We start from the raw sequence: 20,174 nt of genomic DNA, 5'->3' as shown, positions 1-20,174 counted from the left end.
CGGCCAGTCAACTCAGTCGGCCAGTCAACTCAGCCGGTAACGAAGTCGATCAGCTGTTCCACGCGGCCGAGCACCACCGGCTCCAGATCCGCGTAGGTACGCACCCGGCCAAGGATGCGCTGCCACGCCGCAGCGATATCCGCCTGATCCTCATGCGGCCAGCCCAACGATTCGCAAATTCCCTTTTTCCACTCGATCGAGCGGGGAATATCCGGCCACGCGTTCAGACCGAGACGAGCCGGCTTTACCGCCTGCCAGATATCGACGAACGGATGCCCCACCACGAGCACGTGGGCACCAAAGGGACCGCGCGCCACGGCATCCGCGATTCGGCTCTCCTTGGAACGGTCGACGAGGTGATCGACGAGCACCCCGATGCGGCGCCCGGGACCCGGCGCAAACTCCCGCACGATAGCGTCGAGGTCGTCGATGCCCTCGAGGTATTCCACGACCACGCCCTCGATCCGCAAGTCGGCACCCCAGACCTTCTCCACCAGTTCTGCGTCGTGCCGCCCCTCCACGAAAATACGACTGGGTAGCGCCACTCGCGCACGTTGGTCGGCTACAGCGAGGGAGCCGGATGCCGTGCGTGCGGTGCTCTTAGCCGCGGCAACCGGTGCGGTAAGCATGACCGGTTCGCCCTCAAGCAGAAACCCACCTCCCAGGGGGAAGAGTCGGACTCCTCCGCGATAGTCCTCGAGGTGAACCAGCTTGTTTTCGACGCGCAACACGGCACCGCAGAACCCGGTCTCCGCCCACTCGATCACGAGATCCCGCTCGGCAGCAACCTCCCGGATAGCCTTGCGTTTTACTCCACGCCAGTCACCTGCCAAGGGGTCTTCGCCGTACTCGCCGAAGCTCATTCTGTGTCGCTCAGCGGTGGCGCGAGCTCAAGAAACCTCTCATGCACCTGTGCTGAGAGGAACGGGCCGTCACCAGTGGAGTTGAATTGCGGCTCGTCGAACTCGACCCACCACATCCGTCCGCCGCCACCGCGACCCCAGACACCCGCGAGTGCAGACCCACCGGCACGAACGATCACACCACTCGGTTCTGCTGGCCACGGTGTGGGATCACCCGTGCCATCAGCAGCAACGAACACCTGCGCACCAATGCCGTAGTCGCTGGACATCGAACTGGCCGACTCCGCTTCCTTCGCCGTCTTACCCCTCGATGCGCTTGAGCACGTGGAACGGGATAGTGAGCGAGATCGTGATTACCGCGATTCCACTGAAGAAGAGGATTCCGTGGGGCATATTGGGCTCGAAGGCGTAGCCCATCAGGATTATGCCGAACACGAAGAGGCCGAGCGTGATGACGAAAGCGATGATTTTCACGGTGGGTCCTCCTGGTGGATCAACAGCGGTCTTCCCAGTCTACGGGCCCGTCGCGACAGGCCCGTCGTGTCACCCCCACTCTGGTTCAGGATCGTGCAGGCGGGCGCAGGAACCCCGTTGTCACAAGTTCGCGGATGCTCGGTAACAGGTCTGCAGACAGCGCAGCCGCATCCACCTCGAGTAGCTGCGCGATAGCGGCAACGATCGCTCGCACGCTGAGTTCCCCATCGCACGCGCCGACCAGAGCCGCGAGTCCGGTGTCGAGAGGCACTGAGCGCCCGAAGCCGCCGCCCTGATGCAGGGTCATGACCGTCGGGTCAGCGGCACCCGGCCAGTAGTGACGCTCCTCCGTGATATCCGTAGCCAGCTCGAGCCGTTCAAGACCGAGCTCCTCATCGGTGCGGGCAGACTGCCAATCCCACGCTGCGAGAGTTTCAGCGATATGCACTCCAAGGCTGCCTCCGAGCGCACCATCGAGGCGCTCCATCCGACGCAACACCCGCGATCCCGGTGCCGTCGGGATCTGCGTCTGCGTCTGCATCTGCATCTGCGTCTGCGTCTGCGTCTGCGTCTGCGTCTGCGTCTGGCGCAGTGTGAGGTAGCCGAATCCCACGGCCGTTACTCCGCGACGCTCGAAGTCATCGAGCCAGGCGTTGTACAGCCGGTCGAAATCAGGGCCGGGACGGATGCCGCCATCGCGGATCCACGTCTCGGAGTAGAGCGCGACATCCTGCATCTCCCGCTCGACCACCCAGGCGTCAAGGCCGGTGGAGGCAACCCATCCACTGACCCGCTGGAGACCATCAGTGCTGGCTGCACCGGCAGTGCCGGCTGGTCCAGCAGTACCGTACTCCCAATTGCCGAGCAACTGGGCGATCCCTCCGTCTTGGAGATGCGCAGCCACGCCGTCGATCACCGATGCAACAAGCGCGTCGCCCACCATGCCGCCGTCGCGATACTCGTAGGAGGGAACGTCAGCAGTCCGCGGTGTGATCACGAATGGCGGGTTGGAGATGATCTGGTCGAAGCGTTCCCCGGATACCGGCTCGAACAGGCTGCCGAGCCGGAACTCGATGTTGTGGATGTCGTTCAGCTCCGCATTGAGGGCCGCGATCTCGAGGGCGCGGGCAGAGATGTCGGTGGCGACCACCCGCCTGGCATGGCGGGCGGCGTGCATCGCCTGGATACCGCAGCCAGTGCCGATGTCGAGGGCCGCGTCTACCGGCGAGCCGACCATGAGGCCGCTGAGCGTCAAGGATGCTCCGCCGACACCGAGCACATGGTCCTCCCGAAGCGCACCGCCGATGGTGAGCTCGCCGAGGTCACTCACGATCCACCAGCTTCCCACGCCATACGCGTCGACAAAGTTGTAGGGGCGCAGGTCGAGCGTGGCTCGGAGGTCGGTCGGGACACGTTCGTCGGAGCTGCCGGAGTCACCAGAGTTTGCGCCGGTTGCGTCACGCGAGACGAGCCCGAGTTCAACCGCACCATCGATGCCGAGCGTTGGCAGCGCGCCCGCGACCTGAGCTGCTGACACGGGGAACCCCAGCACGAAGACGCGGGCAAGCACACCCGCGCGCGTCATTCCGGCCGGTCCGTCGAGGGCGCGGGATACCGGCACCCGCTGGCCACGGTGGAGTGCGGCATCCGCCTGATCCCCCCACAACCCGATAAGGGTGTCGACACTGAACCGGGCGGAGAGGAGATCGAGGCGCAGACGGGCTATCAATTCGGAGGTCACCCCGCCAGTCAACTGCATTCGGGACGCGTCAACTGCGTGTGCGGCGGGTTTATCGGTTGTGCGGCGGGTGCGTCGGGTGCGGCGGGTGCGTGTTGCAACTCAGGGCGTTCATCGCCGTCACGAACAGACGATACGGTGGGATAAGTGCACTTGCGCCGCGCCCGACCAAGGAGGCACCATGACCCAGACGACCACGATCCTCTATGCGATTCTCGCTGTGATCACTGTGCTGGGCGGCGTCGGTTTCCTCGTTGCGATAATCGCGATGGCGAAGTCCGGCTATCACGAGTGAGCTAAGAGAAGGCCATGAAAGCGCTCAACGAAGTCGATATCCGACGCAGCATCGTCAACGCCTCCAAGGGCGAGATCGAGCGGATGCCCCTCCCCGGCCTGCATGAAGTGCTGTGGGCGGACCGGGAATACCTCGGGTGGCGCGACCACGGTGCCCCCCTGCGCGGCTATCTCGTGCACTGGGTGGAGAACCGGCCGGTCGGCATCGTTCTTCGAGCCGCCGGTACGAGCATGCGACCTGGAATCTCGGCCATGTGCTCCCTGTGCCGCACCCCTCAGCCCTCCGACCAGGTTGCGCTGTTCTCCGCGGCGCGCGCCGGGCAGTCCGGTCGTGACGGCAATACCGTGGGCACCTACATCTGCGCCGATCTGGCCTGTTCTCTCATCATCCGCATAATGCCGCCCGCTTCGCCCATGCAACCGGATCCGGCGAAGGTCGTGGTTCAGCGCGCTGAAGGACTGCTCACCCGCCTGCAAAACTTCACCGCCGACATCATGAAGACGGTCTGACAGCACTCGTTTGGTCCCCGGCACCCGCGCTGACGATACCGCGCACACGGCAAAGGCCCGGGACCCGCTCATGATAGAGCGACATCCCGAGCGTCCGGCCGAGCTCAGCCGTTGGGCTTGCTCGCTGCCTTGGTCTTCTTGTCAGCGCGCTTCTCTTTGAGAGACTTCGACGCCGCCGTCTTCGAGGTTGACTTTTTCGGTGACTTGTCGGCCATGGTGAGCTCCCTCGGATCGGGTGCCCGGATGGCACCCTGTGTGCCTTGAGAATACGCCGTCTTCAGCGTCGCCGCACCTGTCAGGCGCGGTGGGTTCGCCGGCGAAGCACGAACTGTGCGATTGCGCGCCAGCCGAGGAGAAAGATTGCGAGCACCACGGCCGTAACGATCACGAATCCGACCTGCACACCCTGGCCAGTGACCACACGCAGCAGCAGCCCCACGATCACGGTTGCAGCCCAGATCGTGAGCCCTGTCCACCGCAACGTGAACGGCGAGCGCCACCCCCGGGCCCCGATCCAACCGATGGCGAGGGCCGCGAGGAATGGCCAGAGAGTCACCAACGTGCCGAGCGGGCCCTTACTGTGGCTTGCCCGCCCGATCAGCACAAAGGCCGTGACACACACGATATCGACGAAAGCCGCGAGCAGGGCGGATGGTGCAGTTTTTTGTGTCACCCCTCGACCCTACGATGTCCCGTGGGCGATCTCGGCACCCTCTGTCGCACCATTCGAGTCCGCTCAGCCAACGGCGATGCTTGTTCGCGGTTCTGCGGTTCTGCGGTTCTGCGGTTCTGCGGTTCTGCGTAGGGTGGTCACATGCAACCAGGCAACCAGTTCGGCGAATTTCTGCGTGCCCGACGCGAACACCTCACCCCCGAAGACGCGGGGCTGCCGGCGACCGGTCAACGACGCATCCAGGGCCTGCGCCGTGAGGAGGCGGCGTTACTGTCTGGGCTTTCGCCAGAGGATTATCTTCGTCTCGAACAGGGAGTCGAACAGAATCCGACCGAGGAGGTTCTTGACGCCCTCACGCGTGCACTCAAACTCGATGACAGTGCCGCCGCCAGCCTGCGCGATCTCGCTCGTGACGTGCCGCTCCAACAGCATCACTCTCGCAGCCTTGCTGGCCCGGCTGATGTACCCGGGGGTCTTGCCGATCTCATTTCGACCTGGCCGAACCAGGTCGCGTGGATCGAAGGACGGCTCACCGATGTGCTCTCGGCCAACCCTCTCGCCCTCGCGCTCTCTCCCCGGTTTACGACCGGCACCAACCTCGTGCGCGCCATGTTCCTCGACCCGGCCTCCCGCGATCTCTACAGCCGCTGGGACCGGATGCTCGTAGCCTCCGTTGCCCGGTTGCGCACGCTCATCGGCCCCGACATCGATGACTCCGCCCTGGCTCAGCTCGTCGGGGAACTCTCGGTGCGAAGCGGTGAGTTCCGTGCGCTCTGGGGAGCGCCGGAGCTCGTAGCTGATACCGACACGATCACCCGGTTGACTCATCCACTGGTCGGCACCCTCGAACTTGAGACCGAGCGCCTGGCCATCAACTCCACCGGTGACTTCGGCGGCAGCTCCGACAGCAGCTACCTCGTCATCCTGCACGCGCGCGTCGGTTCAGAGTCAGACACCGCGCTGCGCCGGTTGGCCGCTACCGCCTCTGGTACCTCGCCAGCCGAGGCACAACGAATCCTGCCCGCACCCGTGCCGATCGACTCTAAGCGCCGACTTCAGTAGCCCTTGTCACCAGCGGGCTTGGCGGTTATCCATCAGCGGATGCGTGAGTCACGATGGTGGAGGATTCAGGAAATCGAACCAGACAAGGCGCCCCGATAGGCGCATCCCCCCAGTTGTTTGATCCTCACAGTACAGTGTCGAGCTGGCTCCACTTGCAGCGGCACATCATTCGTGCGGCGAAGGCGTATCGTCGGAGCGACAACAACACAAGCCGGACCACATGTCTGTGGTCCGGCTTCTGCGTTGAGACGGGAATTCTGCGGAGATCAGACCGTCTGTGTCTGCTTCAGGTCGAAGCGGTCGAGCTCCATGACCTTGACCCACGCGACAACGAAATCCGTCACGAACTTCGTCTTTGCGTCATCGCTTGCATACACCTCGGCGATGGCCCGCAGTTCGGAGTTCGAACCGAAGAGCAGGTCGACGCGAGTACCCGTGATGGTCGGCAAACCCGTGGAGTAGTCGCTGCCCTGGAAGGCATGCTTGCCGGGATCGAGTGCCGCCCAGCGCGTGCCGATATCGAGCAACTTCACGAAGAAGTCGTTACTCAGCACGCCAGGATGCTCGGTGAACACGCCATACTGCGCGCCGTCATAGTTGGTATCGAGCGCACGAAGACCACCGACGAGCACCGTCATTTCAGGCGCGCTCAGGGTGAGGAGGTTCGCCTTGTCAATGAGGTGGTGCTCGGCCGGGAACGATGCGAGCGGTCCATAGTAGTTGCGGAATCCGTCCGCCGCCGGTTCGAGCCATTCGAAGGAATCGGCGTCGGAGTCCTCCTCACGAGCATCCACTCGACCGGGCGTGAACGGCACCACGATCGCAACTCCGGCATGCTTCGCTGCCTTCTCAACGGCCACTGAACCCGCAAGCACGATGAGGTCAGCGAGAGAAACCGGAGTGAGAGCTGAGGCGTTATAGGTGGCGCGAATGCGTTCGAGTCCGTCCAACACTGTCGCCAGTTGGGCGGGATTGTTGACTTCCCAGCTGCGCTGCGGCTCGAAACGGATGCGGGCTCCGTTCGCTCCACCGCGCTTGTCGCTGCCACGGAAGGTTGACGCAGACGCCCATGCGGTCGACACCAACTGTGAGACGGTCAGATCCGAGGCGAGGATGTGCTCCGTGAGCACCGCGATCGCTTCGGCACCGATGGGCTCGCCGACCGCCTCGGGCAGCGGGTCCTGCCAGATCAGTGACCCGTCCGGCACTTCGGGTCCGAGGTAACGCGTTTTCGGGCCCATGTCGCGGTGAGTCAGCTTGAACCAGGCTCGGGCGAACGCATCTGCGAATGCATCCTGGTCATCCCTGAAGTGGCGCGAGATCGCCTCGTAGCTTGGGTCGACGCGCAGCGCAATGTCGGTGGTGAGCATCCGCGGCTCACGCCGCTTCGAGGCGTCGTGGGCCAACGGCACTGTGTCGGCACCTGCACCGTCTTTTGGCCGCCACTGGTGTGCCCCGCCGGGTGATTTCATCAGCTCCCACTCGTAATCGAACAGAATCTGGAAGTATTCGTTGTCCCAACGGGTCGGGTTATACGTCCACGTCACTTCGAGGCCAGAGGTGATCGTGTCGTCGCCCTTGCCTGTGCCGAAACCATTCGCCCACCCCAAACCCTGCTCTGCAAGGTCTGAATCCTCCGGGCTTGCGCCGAGGTGGCTTTCGGGGGCGGCACCGTGGGTTTTGCCGAACGTGTGGCCTCCGGCGATCAATGCCACTGTCTCTTCATCGTTCATCGCCATGCGCTTGAAGGTCTCGCGGATGTCGCGAGCCGAAGCGAGCGGGTCGGGGTTACCGTCCGGGCCCTCCGGGTTCACATAGATGAGACCCATTTGCACGGCAGCCAGGGGCTGCTCCAGCTCGCGGTCCCCGTGGTAACGCTCATTGCCGAGCCAGGTGGTTTCCGGCCCCCAGAACACATCGTCATCCGGTTCCCAAGCGTCGAGACGGCCGCCACCAAAGCCGGCGGTGGGCAGGCCCATTGTTTCGAGGGCAACGTTGCCGGTGAGAACAATCAGGTCACCCCAGGAAAGGTTGCGGCCGTACTTCTGCTTGACCGGCCACAGCAGGCGGCGTGCCTTGTCGAGGTTCGTGTTGTCAGGCCAGCTGTTCAACGGCGCAAAGCGCTGCTGGCCGGTACCGGCGCCACCGCGACCGTCGTAGGTGCGATAGGTGCCCGCAGCATGCCAGGCCATCCGGATGATGAACGGCCCGTAATTGCCGAAGTCGGCTGGCCACCAGTCTTGAGATGTTTTGAGCAGTGTGGCGATATCCGCCTTCACCGCAGGAAGATCAAGGGACTCGAACGCTTCGGCGTAGTCGAAGTCCGCACCGAACGGATTGGCCACGACCGGGTTTTTCGCGAGCACCTTGAGGTTGAGACGGTCCGGCCACCATCCGGTGTTTGCTGGGCCTCGGGTCTGACGCGGCGAGGCCTGCCCGTGGGGAACGGGGCAGGAATCTTCAATTGGCTGGGTCGTATCGCCGTCAGTAGTGACGATCCCGTGGTTTTCAGACATGGAATTCCCTCCAAGGTTGCTGATCGGTGTGACCAGGAGCTGTGCTAGCTCGAGCAACTGGGGCAGAGACCCCAGTAAATGACATCCGCCGTTTCGATCACGAAACCGTGATCGCTCGACGGGGTCAGACAGGACGCCTTGCCGACAGCACAGTCGACATCGGCAATAAAACCGCAAAGGCGGCACACGACATGGTGATGGTTGTTTTCAACGTGAAATTCGTAGCGCGCGAGCGATCCGGCTGGCTGGAAGCAGCGGAGCAGACCGGCGGCGGTCAGAGTGCGGAGGGAGTCGTATACGGCCTGGTGAGACAGCTCGGGCAGCTCAGCGCGCGCAGCCGCGATTATCGATTCGGTGTCCGCGTGCGGATTAGCAAGCACTGCGCTGACAACGGCCATGCGCGGGCGCGTCACGCGCAGACTAGCCCCCCGAAGCAGTTCTTGGAGGTCCAGGGTCGAAAGCACCCCCTAAGCATCCCATGTTTTCTTGAATGAGTCAAAAGAAGCATAGTAAAAAAACTGACCTATCCACCGGGATTCCCACCCACAGCGCTGTCATAGGCCGGACACCATGCGGGGGCCCTGCCGGGTCAGTGGGTCGTCATCCGCTCACGCACCACTCGCCTCAACACCTTGCCCATGATGTTTCGCGGCAACTCGTCGACGACCTCGAAACGTCGCGGCACTTTGTAGGCCGCCATTCTCGCCTTGAGATGTTCACGAATCGCGGGCACGTCGAGTACCGCTCCCGGTCGCAGTACAACTGCGGCAACGACATCCTCTCCCCCATGCTCCGTGAGGATGCCGACGACAGCGGCGTCGGAGATATCCGGGTGGGAGACCAGCGCCTCCTCCACCTCAGTCGGGGCCACATTGAATCCACCGGTGATGATGAGTTCCTTGATGCGGTCGACCACTGTGACGAATCCATCAGCCGAAACCGTGACGATGTCGCCGGTGCGCAGCCATCCCCCGGCCAGCAGTGTTTCAGCAGTCTCGGTCGGGCGGTTCCAGTACCCGCTGAAGACCTGCGGTCCGCGCACGAGAAGTTCACCCTCCTCGTCAACCCCTCGATCGAGCGACGGGTTATCCGGGTCAACCACCCGGATCTCGGTGCTCGGAAATGGCACACCAACGGTTCCTGGCCGGCGCGAGGGCCCCATCGGATTGCCGATAACGATCGGGGATGACTCGGTCATGCCGTAGCCCTCGACGAGGAGCCCGCCCGTGGCCTGCTCCCACAGCTCCACGATGCGAGTCGGCAGGTTCATCGCACCGGAGATCGCAAAACGGATACCCCGCAGTTTCACCCCACGCACCGCGGCCGCGGCAACGAGGCGTTCGTAGATCGGGGGAACTGCGGGCAGGAAGGTAGCGGGAGTTTTGCGGAACGTGTCCAGCACGAGGGTTTCATCGAATTTGGGAAACAACACCAGGCGTGCCCCGATACTCAGGGCGAAGCTGAGGCAGAGCGTCAATCCGTATGCGTGGAACAGGGGAAGAACCCCGTAGACAACCTCCCGGCCGGCGCGCAGCCCGGGGATCCAAGCCTCGCCCTGCATCGCATTCGCCCGCAGGTTGCGGTGCGAGAGGATGGCGCCCTTCGGGCTGCCGGTCGTGCCGCTGGTGTACTGCAGCACTGCAGTGTCTTCCAGCCTGGGACCGGCGAATCGCCGGGGCAATGGACGGGACGACTCCAGAATGTGCCACTCGATCGACCCACGCGTGCGTCGCCCCGAGGTCAGGGCAGCCCGGGCGGCCCGGGCTCTCGAAAGTGGGATGCGCAAGGCGAGGCGCGTGCGCAACGGCATCGCCCGCGTCAGATCGACCGACACCACAGTCGTGAGTGCCAGATCGCCCGGCATGTTCAGGAGTGTCGGCACCGTTTTGTCCCAGGCGATCGCCACTTTGGCACCATGGTCCTCGAACTGATGACGCAGCTCGCGTTCGGTGTAGAGCGGATTGTGCTCGACCACAATCGCACCGAGTCGGAGTACCGCGTAAAACGCGACCACATGTTGCGGACAGTTCGGCAGAACGAGCGCAACACGGTCACCCCGCTCCACTCCACGGGCGTGGAGAGCGTTCGCAACACGGGACACCTGATCTCCGAGCTCGCCATACGTGGTGGTCGCACCGAAAAACTGCAGCGCGATCTGTCGACGATATTTTCGCACCGAGCGGGACAGCATCTGGGTTAGCGTGTCGGTGGGCGGGGCGATGTCGCGCGGCACTCGGGGTGCGTAGGAGTTGCGCCACGGACGGCCGGAGAGAGATGTCATGTTTGCCTTGGTTCTGGATGCGGGTGTTCGTCGAGAGGTCAGCTCGGTGTGTGAATCGTTCGTAGCCGCTGGCCGGGGACAGTAGCCGAGGTTCTTCCAAGCTAACGGGAGCAAGCTATCCCTATGCGTAATGATGTCACCCCCGTCACCCCCGGCCCTGGACAGGAATCGGTGTGGGATTACCCACGACCGCCCCGGGTCGAAGCGACAACCGAGCGCATCCGCATCCGGTTCGGCGGGGAAACCATCGTCGACACGACCGATGCCGTGAGGGTGCTGGAGACCAGTCACCCTCCGGTCTATTACCTGCCTCGATCAGCGTTTGCCGATGGTGTTCTTGAGAGGGCCCCTGGCGCGAGCTTCTGCGAGTTCAAGGGCGCGGCGAAGTATGTCACCCTGCGCGCTGGCTCAGCGCGAGCAGAATCCGCGGGTTGGTACTACCCCAACCCGACCCCGGGATACGAACTTTTGGCCGACCGGGTGGCCGTCTACCCATCCACGATGGAGTCCTGCGAAGTCGCCGGGGAGACCGTCATTTCCCAGGCCGGCGACTTTTACGGCGGCTGGATCACCTCGCGGGTGGTCGGCCCGTTCAAGGGCGAACCAGGCACGATGGGCTGGTAGGTTTCGCTCGGTGGCGGTAGCTATTCAGTTCATTCGACTGACGTTGCCAGGGCGTGGCTTATGGGTATGAACCCAGACCTGAGGGATGCTCCGCCGGCTGAAGCGCCCTCGGAGGGATGATTCCGAGAGGTCATAGCCGCAGCGCGGTCCAACGCAGCCGCGGCCTAGGCTAAGTGGCATGGCGGTTGAACAGGTTGAGCAAGGACCGCGCCGAGTCGCGCGCACTGTCGAGGTGCCGGCTTTGGCCGATGATGTTTTCGCGTTGGTGGCTGATCCGCACCGTCACGGTGAGCTGGACGGCTCAGGCACCGTGCGCGACACGGTGTCGGGGCCGCAGCGGCTCAGCCAGGGCGCACAATTCTTGGTGGCGATGAAGCAGTTCGGCATCCCCTATCGCTTTACCAGCACGGTCACGCGCATCGAAGAAGGTCGGCTTCTGGAATGGCGTCACCCAGCGGGCCACCGGTGGCGCTGGGAACTCACGCCACTCACGCCCACGTCCACGCGCGTCACTGAGACGTTCGACTACAGCACTGTCCCAGCCGTGCAGGGCAGGGTCTTCGAATTGCTCGGAGTTCCTCGGAAGAACGCCGCCGGCATCGAAGCTACCCTGCGCCAACTCGTGTCGCGCTACGCCCGCGCTTGACGTGACGTTGCTCAGGTCCTGACCGGACGCCGGGACTCCGCCTGCACGGGCGTATGGGATCTGAGAATCCAATTCCCGCCCACGACTAGGTTCCCATCGGCAACCTTCAGGACACGCGCAAGTTCGCGGGTGCCTGGACTACCAAGAAGCCACTTTCTCAGCAGGCTGCTGGGAAATTGGCAGGTGGCCACTGCATGGTCTGACTCGACAAGCTCGACGGCATCGAAGCCCGCGATTGGGACGATTTCGCTACGCCTACTGAGGGCAAGTTCGTGGCTCGGTCCCGGGCCTCGCGCCGTCGAAACATCCAGACGAGACCACCATCAGGTGGGGCCAAATCAAACCGTCACAACCGCCCCGGCAAGTCGCAGGTCGGGCCAAATGTAACCGTCATCGCGGGGCTACTTCAGGCTGTCACAGACAGGCCAGTGGGGATCATTTGAGGCGGCCCTCGCGCCATGTCCGCGGTGGCAGCGATGGTTGCACTATCGCTAGCTCACAGAGGGAATTCGCCCTTTCCCAACGTCTTGCCGGTCGCTAGGGTGAAGAGATGAATTCTCGGTTTTACGTCCACTCCGCCGCCTTGGCCACCGTCGCTGTGCTTCTCGCCGGATGCAGCGGTTCGGCTGATGGCGACAAGAGTGTGGCGGGAAACCCGCTGCAGCTCCGTGTCGTCGGTTCCATGGTGGGCGGAACCTGCACTGCACCGACCCTGAAGTCAGATGGTCCGGCCAGCGCGTGCAACACGGCGGGGACCACCAAGTATGAATTGGGAAAGTCCCTGGGAACAATCACGCCTACCTCCGTCACACTCTCCGCTGATCAGGGATCGACACACTCCATAGTTCTTGAGTTCAACGCGGCCGATACGAGCAGGCTCAGCACAGCATCCGGAACCGCCATGAACAAGAACCTGGCGATTCTGCTCGACGGACGGGTACTGTCAGCACCCCTCGTCAACGCTCAGATCACCAGCAGCCCGCTCACACTTGCGTTCAGCACTGCGGCCGAGGCCAAGCAGACCGTGACCGCGCTTAGTGGGTCAGGAACCCCCTAAAGCCAAACTTCATCGAACTGCTGGTTAGCGCGCGGTAGACATCACCTGTTCGAGAAAGTCCGCTAATTCGGTGACGGTGAGCAGAACAACCTGGTCAATACGCTCATAGAAGGTTCGCTGGTTCTCACTCATCCGCGCGAGAACGCGAGAGGGAATGCAAGCGGCCAAAGCGAAAGGCCACCTCCGCGGCAATCAACCAAAACTGTCGACAACCCAGCAACGTCACCTGATGGAAGCGCACCGGGCAGGGATGCAGTCCACCGCTGAAGCACACACTCGCCGGCGCCAGTTGCCGGACCAAGAAACCGTGCAACGGGACAGCCAAAGCTACAGATTTCGGTCCACTCAACCCGATAGCCGATCTTGCCCACAACAGTTCGACATGGGATCCTGCATGGGACACTGATTAGGCGATTACTGAACACGCTCTGTTGCCCGTTAAGTGGGAGCATCTCGACGACCACACGATCAGTTTCAGACGATCCAAGGAGTACCAAAAGTGACGCGCACGGGAGCTCCCGCAGCACCGAGGACATAGAGACGCGGTGGCGGTTAGCCTCGATTGATGTCCTACTCCGTTGAGATTTCAGACCGTGCAACTCTTCGATTGCTCACTGAGCGAGACGTTGCTGTGGTTCTCGCTGCCTATCTACGAAACCGCGAGCATCTAGCGCCTTGGGATCCCGCCCGTTTGGAGTCCTTCTTCACTTCAGCCGAACAGTCCGGGATCCTCACGGACCAGATTGAACAGCTGAAAGCAGGATCCGGTATTCCATTCGTCATCGTCAAGAGCGAAACGATCATCGGTCGAATCAATCTCACCGGAATCGTTCGCGGGCCATTCCAAAGTGCCAACGTCGGGTACTGGGTCGACAAAGAACACGTCGGACAAGGCCTCGCCTCCGCAGCCTTGGAAAATATCATCAGCTACTCCATCAGGGATCTCGGCCTCCACCGCCTCCAGGCCGGCACACTGCTGCATAACCTCGGCTCCCAAAAAGTGCTGCGCAAAGCGGGATTCGAACCCATCGGAATCGCAAAAAAATACCTCAAGATCGCCGGTACTTGGCAGGACCACTTGCTCTTTCAACGAATCTTGAGCGAATAAGGTTTTCCAAGCAAACACCGATGACCAAACGACTCGCGGTATTTTTATCCGAATAAGGCTGGCACTCTGCAGACGTATCAGCGCGACGACGACGGCGGCCAGTCGAGGGGTCGTGGGGTGACAGGCGAATCTTCTGCCTTCCATGAGCGTGTCGCGATGATGCCAGCAGCGACAGCAATTGCCGCCAGGACGAAGGCCGTAGGGGCGAGCCCCAGAGTCGCTCCGAGGATGCCCGCGAGCGGATAGGTAACGATGAAGCAGGCATGGGAGAGGGAAAATTGGGCCGCGAAGACCGCGGGCCGGTTCGTGTCGTCGGAGTGTCGTCGCAGAAGCCGTGCTGACGGCGTGAGGACCAGCGCGGTCGCAGCTCCGAGCACGACCCAGTTGATCAGCATGCCCGGCCAGGCCAGCGGGGAATCCCGAATGAGAACTAGCAGCGCGACAGCAACGAGCCCGACGGGCAGGATGCCGCACCCTAGCAACATCACGCGTCGATCGGAATACCGGTCCAATACCCGCGGCAAGACCAGGGCAACGAGCATTGAGCCGAACCCGTAACTGGCCAGCGCGATGGCAAAGTCCATCTGGGTGCGCCCGAACGTGCTCTGAACCAGGACGACGGTGTTCACGATGACCATAGCGGTCGACGCGGCAACGACCATGTTCATTGCGAGCAGCGAACGCAGCGGCGGGGTCCGCCAGAACACCCGCACACCGCGGGTGAGGCGGTCAAGGAAGGACGTGACGGCGGTGGCGCGCATTGCCGGCAGGCTTGTGGACAAGACCAGCGCCGCCGACCCCAGGAATCCAAAGACAGTTCCCACGAATAGTGAGTGATAGCTAATGACGGTCAGCAGCGCCGCGGCGAGAATCGGGCTCAGCAACGACTCCAGGTCGTACGCGAGCCGAGACAGTGACAGCGCCCGCGTGTATTGGCTCTCCTCGGGCAGAACCTCCGGGATCAGCGCCTGGAACGCGGGGGTGAAAGTCGCGGACGCGGCCTGCAATACGAAAATGAGCAGGTAGATTTGCCACGCCTCAGTGACGAACGGCAGCGAGACCGCCACACCAGCGCGGAGAACATCCGCCGACACCAGCAGAACTTTGCGAGGAACATGGCTGGTGAGAGCCGACATCACTGGAGCAACCCCAACGTATGCGAGCATCTTGATCGTCAACGCGATGCCCAACACGATGCCCGCGTCACCGCCGGCCAGGTCAAAAGCCAGCAACCCCAACGCGACAGTGAGCAAGCCCGTTCCGACCAGGGCGACGACCTGTGCGCTGAACAGTTTCCGATACGCCGAGTTGCGCAGCACCTCAAGCATGAGCCGCACCCCCCGGCTCAGTGACGACAGTCTTGCCGGGCTGGCGGTGGTGGGCCGGGGTGGCGACGACAGCGTGCTTGGCCTGAAAAATGGCTTCCGAGAACAGCTGCTGAGAATGTTCGTTCGCCAGGCGATAGAACACCCGGGTGCCTTCGCGGCGAGTGGTCACGATGCGGGCGAGGCGGAGCTTCGCGAGGTGTTGCGAAACGGCCGCCTGTGATTTATCGACGGTTTCCGCCAGCCTCGAACCACTCAACATGAGACCCAAAAGTTCACGGTCATATTTCCGGCTTCGGCGTGGTCTCGATTCTCGGCCAGCCCCGATGGCCCTTATCAGGACCAGATGACTGCGCCGAGGAATGGTTAGGCCGAAACTGTCGCCAGCACCTCGTCGAGAACCGCGGAGGCCTCTTCGTCCGTGGACTTTTGCGCGAGCGCGAGCTCGGAGATCAGAATCTGTCGGGCCTTGAGCAGCATCCGCTTCTCGCCGGCTGAGACACCGTGATCCTGGTCGCGGCGCCAGAGATCGCGCACGACCTCGCTGACGCGATAAACACTTCCGCTGCCCATCTTCTCGGTATTCGCCTTGAATCGACGAGACCAGTTACCCGGCTCCTCGACCATGTCGCTGCGCAGCACATCGAAGACTGCCTCAACTCCGGCACTGTCAATCACATCGCGAACCCCAATGAGCTCGACGTTCTCGATCGGCAATTCGATCGTCAGGTCGGTCGCGTGCACGTTGAGGGTGATGTACTCCTTCGGCTCACCCTTGATCGTGCGGGTCTTCACCGCGGTGATCGTTGCAGCGCCGTGATGGGGATAGACGACGGTCTCTCCGACTTGGAAAATCATGTGCTCATGCCTTCAATCGTTGATTCTGTATCGCAGGGGGCATCTCGCTCGCGGCTGAAGCGCGATTGAAGCGGGTAACTGCCTGGAGGGACATCGAGCGGTTCCACGTCTGAAACCGTGATAAGGATAACGTGCGGAGGTCGGATTAAATTGCCAACTGGCTGGTCCGAGGCCGAATCAGGTCGGGCGTAGCCTTCGATCATGACTGGAACTGCGCCCGATATCACCGTGCCCGACCTCTCCGGACAGCTCGCGATCGTCACCGGCGCGAATAGCGGTCTCGGTTTTGCGCTCACCGCGCGACTCGCCGCCGCCGGGGCAGAAGTGATACTCGCCGTTCGCAACTGGACCAGGGGCGAGGAGGCCATCGCCCGCATCCGTTCGGATATCCCGACCGCGCGACTGCGGATGCTTCCCCTCGATCTCTCCTCGCTGGCGAACATTGCGACTTTTGCGGCCATGTTCACCGCGGAGGGCCGCCCACTCGACCTGTTGATCAACAACGCCGGAGTGATGATGCCGCCGAAGCGAGGAACGACCGAAGACGGCTTTGAACTGCAGTTCGGCAGTAACTACCTCGGGCACTTCGCGCTGGCTGCGCACCTGCTTGACCGGTTGCGTGTTGCCAAGGCTCCTCGTGTCGTATCTCTCAGCAGTATCCTTGCTCGCGCCGGTCGTTTCGACTGGACTGATCTGCAGTCCGAACTGCGTTACAGCCCACACCGCTCCTACGGACTATCAAAGCTGTCGATGCTCGTGTTCGCTCGTGAGCTCCAGCGGCGCAGCGACGCAGCCGGGTGGGGCATCCGCAGCATGGCCGCCCATCCCGGATCGACGCTCACCAACCTGCAGCTGACGGGTCCGCAATCCGGTGGTGGAAGTGGCGGGGCGGTAGCCCGCTATCTGAAACTGACCGCGGGCATCCCGTGGCTCTGGCAGCACGCGCCCCAGGGAATCCTGCCCGCACTCTATGCCGCGACGAGCATCGATGCCGCGGGCGGGTCGTACTACGGGCCGAGTGGCTTCGCCGAACTCACCGGTGCCCCAAGGCTCGCCGCCATACCGAGACGAGCGCTGTCAGGAGCGGATGCGGCGCGGCTCTGGACAATGTCGGAAAACCTCACCGCACTCACCTTTCACGACTAACAGCCTTTGCGCTGCCTTTCTGCGGGAACAGCGTGTTCGCCTGCTCAAGGGACATTCCGTTGGTCTCGGGGATGAATCTGGAGACGAACAGGAACGACAGCAGTGCGAACGCTGCATACAGCCCGTAGGTGAGCACAAGTGAGACCTGGGCGAGCGGTGGGAACGACACGGTCACGAGGAAGTTGGCGATCCACTGCGCAGCCGCGGCAACACCGAGAGCACGAGCCCGAATGCGGGTCGGGAAGATCTCGCCGAGCAGCACCCACACCACCGGCCCCCAGGAGGCACCGAAGCTGACCACGAACACGTTGGCGGCGATAAGCGCGATCGGACCCCACGCCCCCGGAAGGGCTGGTGCACCGTTGACCACATTTGCCTGGCTGAACGCAACAGCCATCATGGCGAGCGACAACGTCATGCCGGCCGATCCGAAGAGCAGAATGGGCCGACGTCCGATCCGATCGACGAGAGCAATCGCCACGAAGGTCACAGCGATGTTCGTCACCGCGGTGATCACCGAGATTGTGAGCGAATCCCGCTCCTGGAATCCGACAGACTTCCACAGCGTCGTCGAATAGTAGAAGATCACGTTGATCCCGACGAACTGCTGGAATACCGACAGGATGATGCCGATCCAGACAATCGGTTTGAGCCCCAGGCGATTGCCCCGCAGCGCGCCCTTCTTCGATCCCTCTTCATCGGTCGTGATCGCCTCCCGCATGTCGCGGATGGCCCGCTCCACGTCATCGTTGGGCCAGATCCGGGCGAAGACGGCGCGCACGTCGTCGTCGCGCTTCTTGAGCACAAGGTAGCGGGGAGACTCCGGCAGGAAGAAGGCGATCACGCCGTAGACGACAGCCGGAACGATGCCGGCGAGAAACATCCAGCGCCATGCCTCCAGACCGAACCAGAACTTCGCGTCCGCCGCCCCCGCTGCATTGGCGAACAGCGTGTCGGAGAGCAGCGCTGCGAAAATTCCGATGGTGATGGCGAGCTGCTGCAGCGAGCCGAGTCGTCCTCGCAACTGTCGCGGCGAGATTTCTGCGATGTAGGCCGGCGCGATCACCGAGGCAACACCGATACCGAGACCGCCGACGAGACGCCAGATCACCAGATCCCAGACGCCGATCGACAGGCCGCATCCGATCGCGCTGACAAAGAAAAGAATCGCCGCAACGATCATCGCCGGGATTCGCCCGTACCGGTCGGCAAGGCGGCCGGCAAGGTAGGCGCCTACCGCGCACCCGATCAGTGCACTGGCCACCGCAAGACCGGTCAAGGAGGCAGTGAGCGAGAACTTCTTCTGCACCGCATCGACCGCACCGTTGACCACGGAGGAATCGAAGCCGAAGAGGAAGCCTCCCACTGCGCCAGCCAGCGCGAGGGCAATGACTTTGAGATTGGTGCGTGGGCTGGAGGTTTCTGTCATCACGAGCTTCCGAGGGGCGAATAGGGAACGGTCGTCAAGCCTACGCTCGGCCCGCACGTGTATCGAAGGACGGGTATTAGAGAACGTGGAACGACTGCGGGCGAGCATCCTGTGGCCTGGTCGCAACCCGCTGCGGGCGGAGCTGCGCTCTGGCAACCAGCCACGCATCAGCACCCATCACGCAGCAGCACCCTTCACGCGTGACCGAGCTTTAGCTGATCGTCGTTCACCGTTAACTTCTTCGCCACGTGCGGCGGCAAAGCTAGGGCAATGATCGCTCGCACGCTCATGAAACAGTCTGAACACATCACGAACGCCGAAAATGCAATCGGCTGATCGCGGGCACACCCCCGCCATCGCCTGGGTCGAATCCCCGCTGCAGTTGATTGCCGCTGCGGAGTGGGCCGATGCTCAGCCGCACAAAATTGTCGTTGCCCTGCGCGTCACCAGTACACATATGTCCACCACCACCGCAGAACTGCTCTCCCGCGGCGCACGCTTCGCAGAATGCGTGCCTTTTTTGGCATTCCGTGGCGGCTGCTCCGCTGCCACCGCAACTGGGCCGTCGGCGATGCTTTTTCCGGCCAGTTCCGTCTCGCTTCCGCTGTTCTCCCACCGCGATCGCTCACCCTTATCGATGACGGATCGGGGGCCATGGCTCTCGTGGATGCACTGGTCGGACGCACCAGCTATGCATGTCCGCACCAGCGCGAGTCTGTCGCGCTCGGCGCCCTGGGAATCCTGGCCCGGGAGCGGATGCTCGCGCTCGCCGCCCGGGACCGTCTCGAGATCTCCACCGCCTTCGAGTTCGGCACCGTGCGCACCTCGCTGCTGAGCGATCAGAGCATCCCGGTGACCTCGCACCGCTTCGACTGGCTGCGGCGCACCGCACGACCGATCCGCGTGCCGGGTAATCGGGTGCTACTCGGCAGCGCGCTGCCGACGGACGGCCGCATGTCCATGGACCGCTACCTGCACTGGGTACAGGCCGAAGCGGCGGACGCGCCTGTCGTCTTTCTGCCCCACCGGCGCGAGACCGAAACAGCTCTCGTCCGGATCAGGGCCATCGCCGGACTGCAGATCTTCGACTGCGGCCTGCCCGTCGAACTCGTTCTCGCCGGCACTCAGGAGCCGCTCGAGGTGATCACGCTTCCAACCAGCGCGCGCACGACGCTCACGCACATCCTTGCCGGCACCGGCAGCAGCATCCGCACCCGGTCGCTGCATCGCGAATCGATCCGATGAGTACTGCGACGGCAAGTCATGCCGAGTGGTTTCTCGTTGATGCCAGTGGGCTGTGTCGCTGGATCATTCGGCACCAGGTCACTGAGGAACTTGCCGGTACTGTCACGCGCACCCCGGTTGGCTATGCTCTGAGCGACGACACGGGCTGCCGGATCGGCAGCTTCGCCACACTTGATCGGGCCGTCGAGGGTCTCTACGACTTTGTCTGACCGGCGACCGCACCTGGTACACGGTGGCGGTTGGGCAAAGCCAATGAAAACTCCGAATGGCGTACAACTGATCATTTCGGATTGACTACCGGCTCCCGAGGCCGCAGACTCGGCGC

20 protein-coding genes and 1 pseudogene are annotated in these 20,174 nt (G+C 62.9%); 9 read left to right on the top strand and 12 right to left on the bottom strand.

Annotated features, from left to right (window positions below):
• Window positions 1–29 precede the first annotated feature (29 nt).
• From IWX88_RS03640 to IWX88_RS03625, 4 genes are all read right to left on the bottom strand, one after another.
• On the bottom strand, window positions 30–863 hold the full coding sequence (locus tag IWX88_RS03640; RefSeq protein WP_196827251.1) for a DUF3097 domain-containing protein: 834 nt from the start codon (window positions 861–863) through the stop codon (window positions 30–32).
• Window positions 860–1,132: a hypothetical protein gene (locus IWX88_RS03635; protein ID WP_196827249.1), complete on the bottom strand. Its 273-nt coding sequence runs from the start codon at window positions 1,130–1,132 to the stop codon at window positions 860–862. Before IWX88_RS03635 ends, IWX88_RS03640 begins: the two co-directional genes overlap by 4 nt.
• A gap of 31 nt (window positions 1,133–1,163) precedes the next feature.
• Window positions 1,164–1,337, bottom strand: a complete 174-nt coding sequence (locus IWX88_RS03630) for a hypothetical protein (RefSeq protein ID WP_196827247.1) — start codon at window positions 1,335–1,337, stop codon at window positions 1,164–1,166.
• A gap of 85 nt (window positions 1,338–1,422) precedes the next feature.
• Window positions 1,423–3,096, bottom strand: a complete 1,674-nt coding sequence (locus tag IWX88_RS03625) for a methyltransferase (RefSeq protein ID WP_196827245.1) — start codon at window positions 3,094–3,096, stop codon at window positions 1,423–1,425.
• Window positions 3,097–3,384: 288 nt separating this feature from the next.
• Between IWX88_RS03625 and IWX88_RS03620 the strand changes: the two genes are divergently transcribed.
• Window positions 3,385–3,879 (top strand): FBP domain-containing protein, encoded by a 495-nt coding sequence (locus IWX88_RS03620; RefSeq protein ID WP_196827243.1) that lies wholly within the window; start codon window positions 3,385–3,387, stop codon window positions 3,877–3,879.
• A gap of 295 nt (window positions 3,880–4,174) precedes the next feature.
• On the opposite strand, the gene IWX88_RS03615 is transcribed toward IWX88_RS03620, so the two are convergent.
• Window positions 4,175–4,552, bottom strand: coding sequence for a DUF3054 domain-containing protein (locus tag IWX88_RS03615; protein ID WP_196827241.1), 378 nt, complete (start codon window positions 4,550–4,552; stop codon window positions 4,175–4,177).
• Window positions 4,553–4,693: 141 nt separating this feature from the next.
• Between IWX88_RS03615 and IWX88_RS03610 the strand changes: the two genes are divergently transcribed.
• Window positions 4,694–5,614, top strand: a complete 921-nt coding sequence (locus IWX88_RS03610; protein ID WP_196827239.1) for a helix-turn-helix transcriptional regulator — start codon at window positions 4,694–4,696, stop codon at window positions 5,612–5,614.
• Window positions 5,615–5,880: 266 nt separating this feature from the next.
• Here the strand turns inward: IWX88_RS03610 and katG are convergent, their stop codons facing one another.
• From katG to IWX88_RS03595, 3 genes are all read right to left on the bottom strand, one after another.
• Window positions 5,881–8,130, bottom strand: coding sequence for a catalase/peroxidase HPI (gene katG, locus IWX88_RS03605; RefSeq protein ID WP_196827237.1), 2,250 nt, complete (start codon window positions 8,128–8,130; stop codon window positions 5,881–5,883).
• A gap of 44 nt (window positions 8,131–8,174) precedes the next feature.
• Entirely contained in the window at window positions 8,175–8,543 is a 369-nt protein-coding gene (locus tag IWX88_RS03600; RefSeq protein ID WP_370568151.1) for a Fur family transcriptional regulator, read from the bottom strand.
• A gap of 176 nt (window positions 8,544–8,719) precedes the next feature.
• The gene (locus tag IWX88_RS03595) at window positions 8,720–10,411 is read right to left on the bottom strand and encodes a long-chain-fatty-acid--CoA ligase (RefSeq protein WP_196827233.1); all 1,692 of its coding nucleotides are present in this window, start codon (window positions 10,409–10,411) and stop codon (window positions 8,720–8,722) included.
• A gap of 123 nt (window positions 10,412–10,534) precedes the next feature.
• Here IWX88_RS03595 and IWX88_RS03590 point away from each other — a divergent pair, with 123 nt between their 5' ends.
• The 4 genes from IWX88_RS03590 (at window position 10,535) to IWX88_RS03575 (ending at window position 13,846) form a co-directional block, all read left to right on the top strand.
• Window positions 10,535–11,035 carry a DUF427 domain-containing protein gene (locus IWX88_RS03590; RefSeq protein WP_196827231.1) on the top strand — a complete coding sequence of 167 codons (501 nt, stop codon included), beginning with the start codon at window positions 10,535–10,537 and terminating at the stop codon, window positions 11,033–11,035.
• 178 nt (window positions 11,036–11,213) lie between these two features.
• Window positions 11,214–11,681: an SRPBCC family protein gene (locus IWX88_RS03585; protein ID WP_196827229.1), complete on the top strand. Its 468-nt coding sequence runs from the start codon at window positions 11,214–11,216 to the stop codon at window positions 11,679–11,681.
• Between the two features lie 550 nt (window positions 11,682–12,231).
• Entirely contained in the window at window positions 12,232–12,738 is a 507-nt protein-coding gene (locus tag IWX88_RS03580; RefSeq protein ID WP_196827227.1) for a hypothetical protein, read from the top strand.
• A gap of 565 nt (window positions 12,739–13,303) precedes the next feature.
• Window positions 13,304–13,846, top strand: a complete 543-nt coding sequence (locus IWX88_RS03575) for a GNAT family N-acetyltransferase (protein WP_196827225.1) — start codon at window positions 13,304–13,306, stop codon at window positions 13,844–13,846.
• Window positions 13,847–13,923: 77 nt separating this feature from the next.
• Here IWX88_RS03575 and IWX88_RS03570 read toward each other — a convergent pair whose 3' ends face one another.
• From IWX88_RS03570 to IWX88_RS03560, 3 genes and pseudogenes are all read right to left on the bottom strand, one after another.
• Window positions 13,924–15,174 carry an MFS transporter gene (locus IWX88_RS03570; RefSeq protein ID WP_196827223.1) on the bottom strand — a complete coding sequence of 417 codons (1,251 nt, stop codon included), beginning with the start codon at window positions 15,172–15,174 and terminating at the stop codon, window positions 13,924–13,926.
• Window positions 15,167–15,430, bottom strand: a pseudogene (locus IWX88_RS03565) (ArsR/SmtB family transcription factor); the annotation flags it as partial. The gene IWX88_RS03570 and the pseudogene IWX88_RS03565, both read right to left, overlap by 8 nt.
• Window positions 15,431–15,537: 107 nt before the next feature.
• Window positions 15,538–16,029 carry a CarD family transcriptional regulator gene (locus tag IWX88_RS03560; protein WP_196827219.1) on the bottom strand — a complete coding sequence of 164 codons (492 nt, stop codon included), beginning with the start codon at window positions 16,027–16,029 and terminating at the stop codon, window positions 15,538–15,540.
• Between the two features lie 201 nt (window positions 16,030–16,230).
• Here IWX88_RS03560 and IWX88_RS03555 point away from each other — a divergent pair, with 201 nt between their 5' ends.
• The gene (locus tag IWX88_RS03555) at window positions 16,231–17,175 is read left to right on the top strand and encodes an SDR family oxidoreductase (RefSeq protein ID WP_196827217.1); all 945 of its coding nucleotides are present in this window, start codon (window positions 16,231–16,233) and stop codon (window positions 17,173–17,175) included.
• On the opposite strand, the gene IWX88_RS03550 is transcribed toward IWX88_RS03555, so the two are convergent.
• A complete protein-coding gene (locus IWX88_RS03550) occupies window positions 17,159–18,604 on the bottom strand; it encodes a sugar porter family MFS transporter (protein ID WP_196827215.1) in 1,446 nt (481 codons plus the stop codon). The two genes, IWX88_RS03555 and IWX88_RS03550, sit on opposite strands and share 17 nt — an antisense overlap.
• 507 nt (window positions 18,605–19,111) lie before the next feature.
• Here IWX88_RS03550 and IWX88_RS03545 point away from each other — a divergent pair.
• Both IWX88_RS03545 and IWX88_RS03540 read left to right on the top strand, forming a co-directional pair.
• On the top strand, window positions 19,112–19,849 hold the full coding sequence (locus IWX88_RS03545) for a hypothetical protein (RefSeq protein WP_196827213.1): 738 nt from the start codon (window positions 19,112–19,114) through the stop codon (window positions 19,847–19,849).
• Window positions 19,846–20,058, top strand: a complete 213-nt coding sequence (locus IWX88_RS03540) for a hypothetical protein (protein ID WP_196827211.1) — start codon at window positions 19,846–19,848, stop codon at window positions 20,056–20,058. The genes IWX88_RS03545 and IWX88_RS03540 overlap by 4 nt, the downstream gene beginning before the upstream one ends.
• The last annotated feature ends 116 nt before the right edge of the window (window positions 20,059–20,174 follow it).

This window comes from Frigoribacterium sp. CG_9.8, from assembly GCF_015751965.1.
Taxonomy (GTDB): Bacteria; Actinomycetota; Actinomycetes; order Actinomycetales; family Microbacteriaceae; genus Lacisediminihabitans.
The sequence above is the reverse complement of the archived record's forward strand: the minus strand, read 5'-3'. Positions and strand labels throughout refer to the sequence as shown.

Coding starts and splice junctions, on each gene's coding strand:
- IWX88_RS03580 (WP_196827227.1), top strand. CDS start 12,232: ATGAATTCTCGGTTTTACGTCCACTCCGCCGCCTTGGCCACCGTCGCT.
- IWX88_RS03595 (WP_196827233.1), bottom strand. CDS start 10,411: ATGACATCTCTCTCCGGCCGTCCGTGGCGCAACTCCTACGCACCCCGA.
- IWX88_RS03620 (WP_196827243.1), top strand. CDS start 3,385: ATGAAAGCGCTCAACGAAGTCGATATCCGACGCAGCATCGTCAACGCC.
- IWX88_RS03570 (WP_196827223.1), bottom strand. CDS start 15,174: ATGCTTGAGGTGCTGCGCAACTCGGCGTATCGGAAACTGTTCAGCGCA.
- IWX88_RS03640 (WP_196827251.1), bottom strand. CDS start 863: ATGAGCTTCGGCGAGTACGGCGAAGACCCCTTGGCAGGTGACTGGCGT.
- IWX88_RS03560 (WP_196827219.1), bottom strand. CDS start 16,029: ATGATTTTCCAAGTCGGAGAGACCGTCGTCTATCCCCATCACGGCGCT.
- IWX88_RS03585 (WP_196827229.1), top strand. CDS start 11,214: ATGGCGGTTGAACAGGTTGAGCAAGGACCGCGCCGAGTCGCGCGCACT.
- IWX88_RS03540 (WP_196827211.1), top strand. CDS start 19,846: ATGAGTACTGCGACGGCAAGTCATGCCGAGTGGTTTCTCGTTGATGCC.
- katG (WP_196827237.1), bottom strand. CDS start 8,130: ATGTCTGAAAACCACGGGATCGTCACTACTGACGGCGATACGACCCAG.
- IWX88_RS03635 (WP_196827249.1), bottom strand. CDS start 1,132: ATGTCCAGCGACTACGGCATTGGTGCGCAGGTGTTCGTTGCTGCTGAT.
- IWX88_RS03555 (WP_196827217.1), top strand. CDS start 16,231: ATGACTGGAACTGCGCCCGATATCACCGTGCCCGACCTCTCCGGACAG.
- IWX88_RS03575 (WP_196827225.1), top strand. CDS start 13,304: ATGTCCTACTCCGTTGAGATTTCAGACCGTGCAACTCTTCGATTGCTC.
- IWX88_RS03590 (WP_196827231.1), top strand. CDS start 10,535: ATGCGTAATGATGTCACCCCCGTCACCCCCGGCCCTGGACAGGAATCG.
- IWX88_RS03610 (WP_196827239.1), top strand. CDS start 4,694: ATGCAACCAGGCAACCAGTTCGGCGAATTTCTGCGTGCCCGACGCGAA.
- IWX88_RS03545 (WP_196827213.1), top strand. CDS start 19,112: ATGCGTGCCTTTTTTGGCATTCCGTGGCGGCTGCTCCGCTGCCACCGC.
- IWX88_RS03625 (WP_196827245.1), bottom strand. CDS start 3,096: ATGCAGTTGACTGGCGGGGTGACCTCCGAATTGATAGCCCGTCTGCGC.
- IWX88_RS03550 (WP_196827215.1), bottom strand. CDS start 18,604: ATGACAGAAACCTCCAGCCCACGCACCAATCTCAAAGTCATTGCCCTC.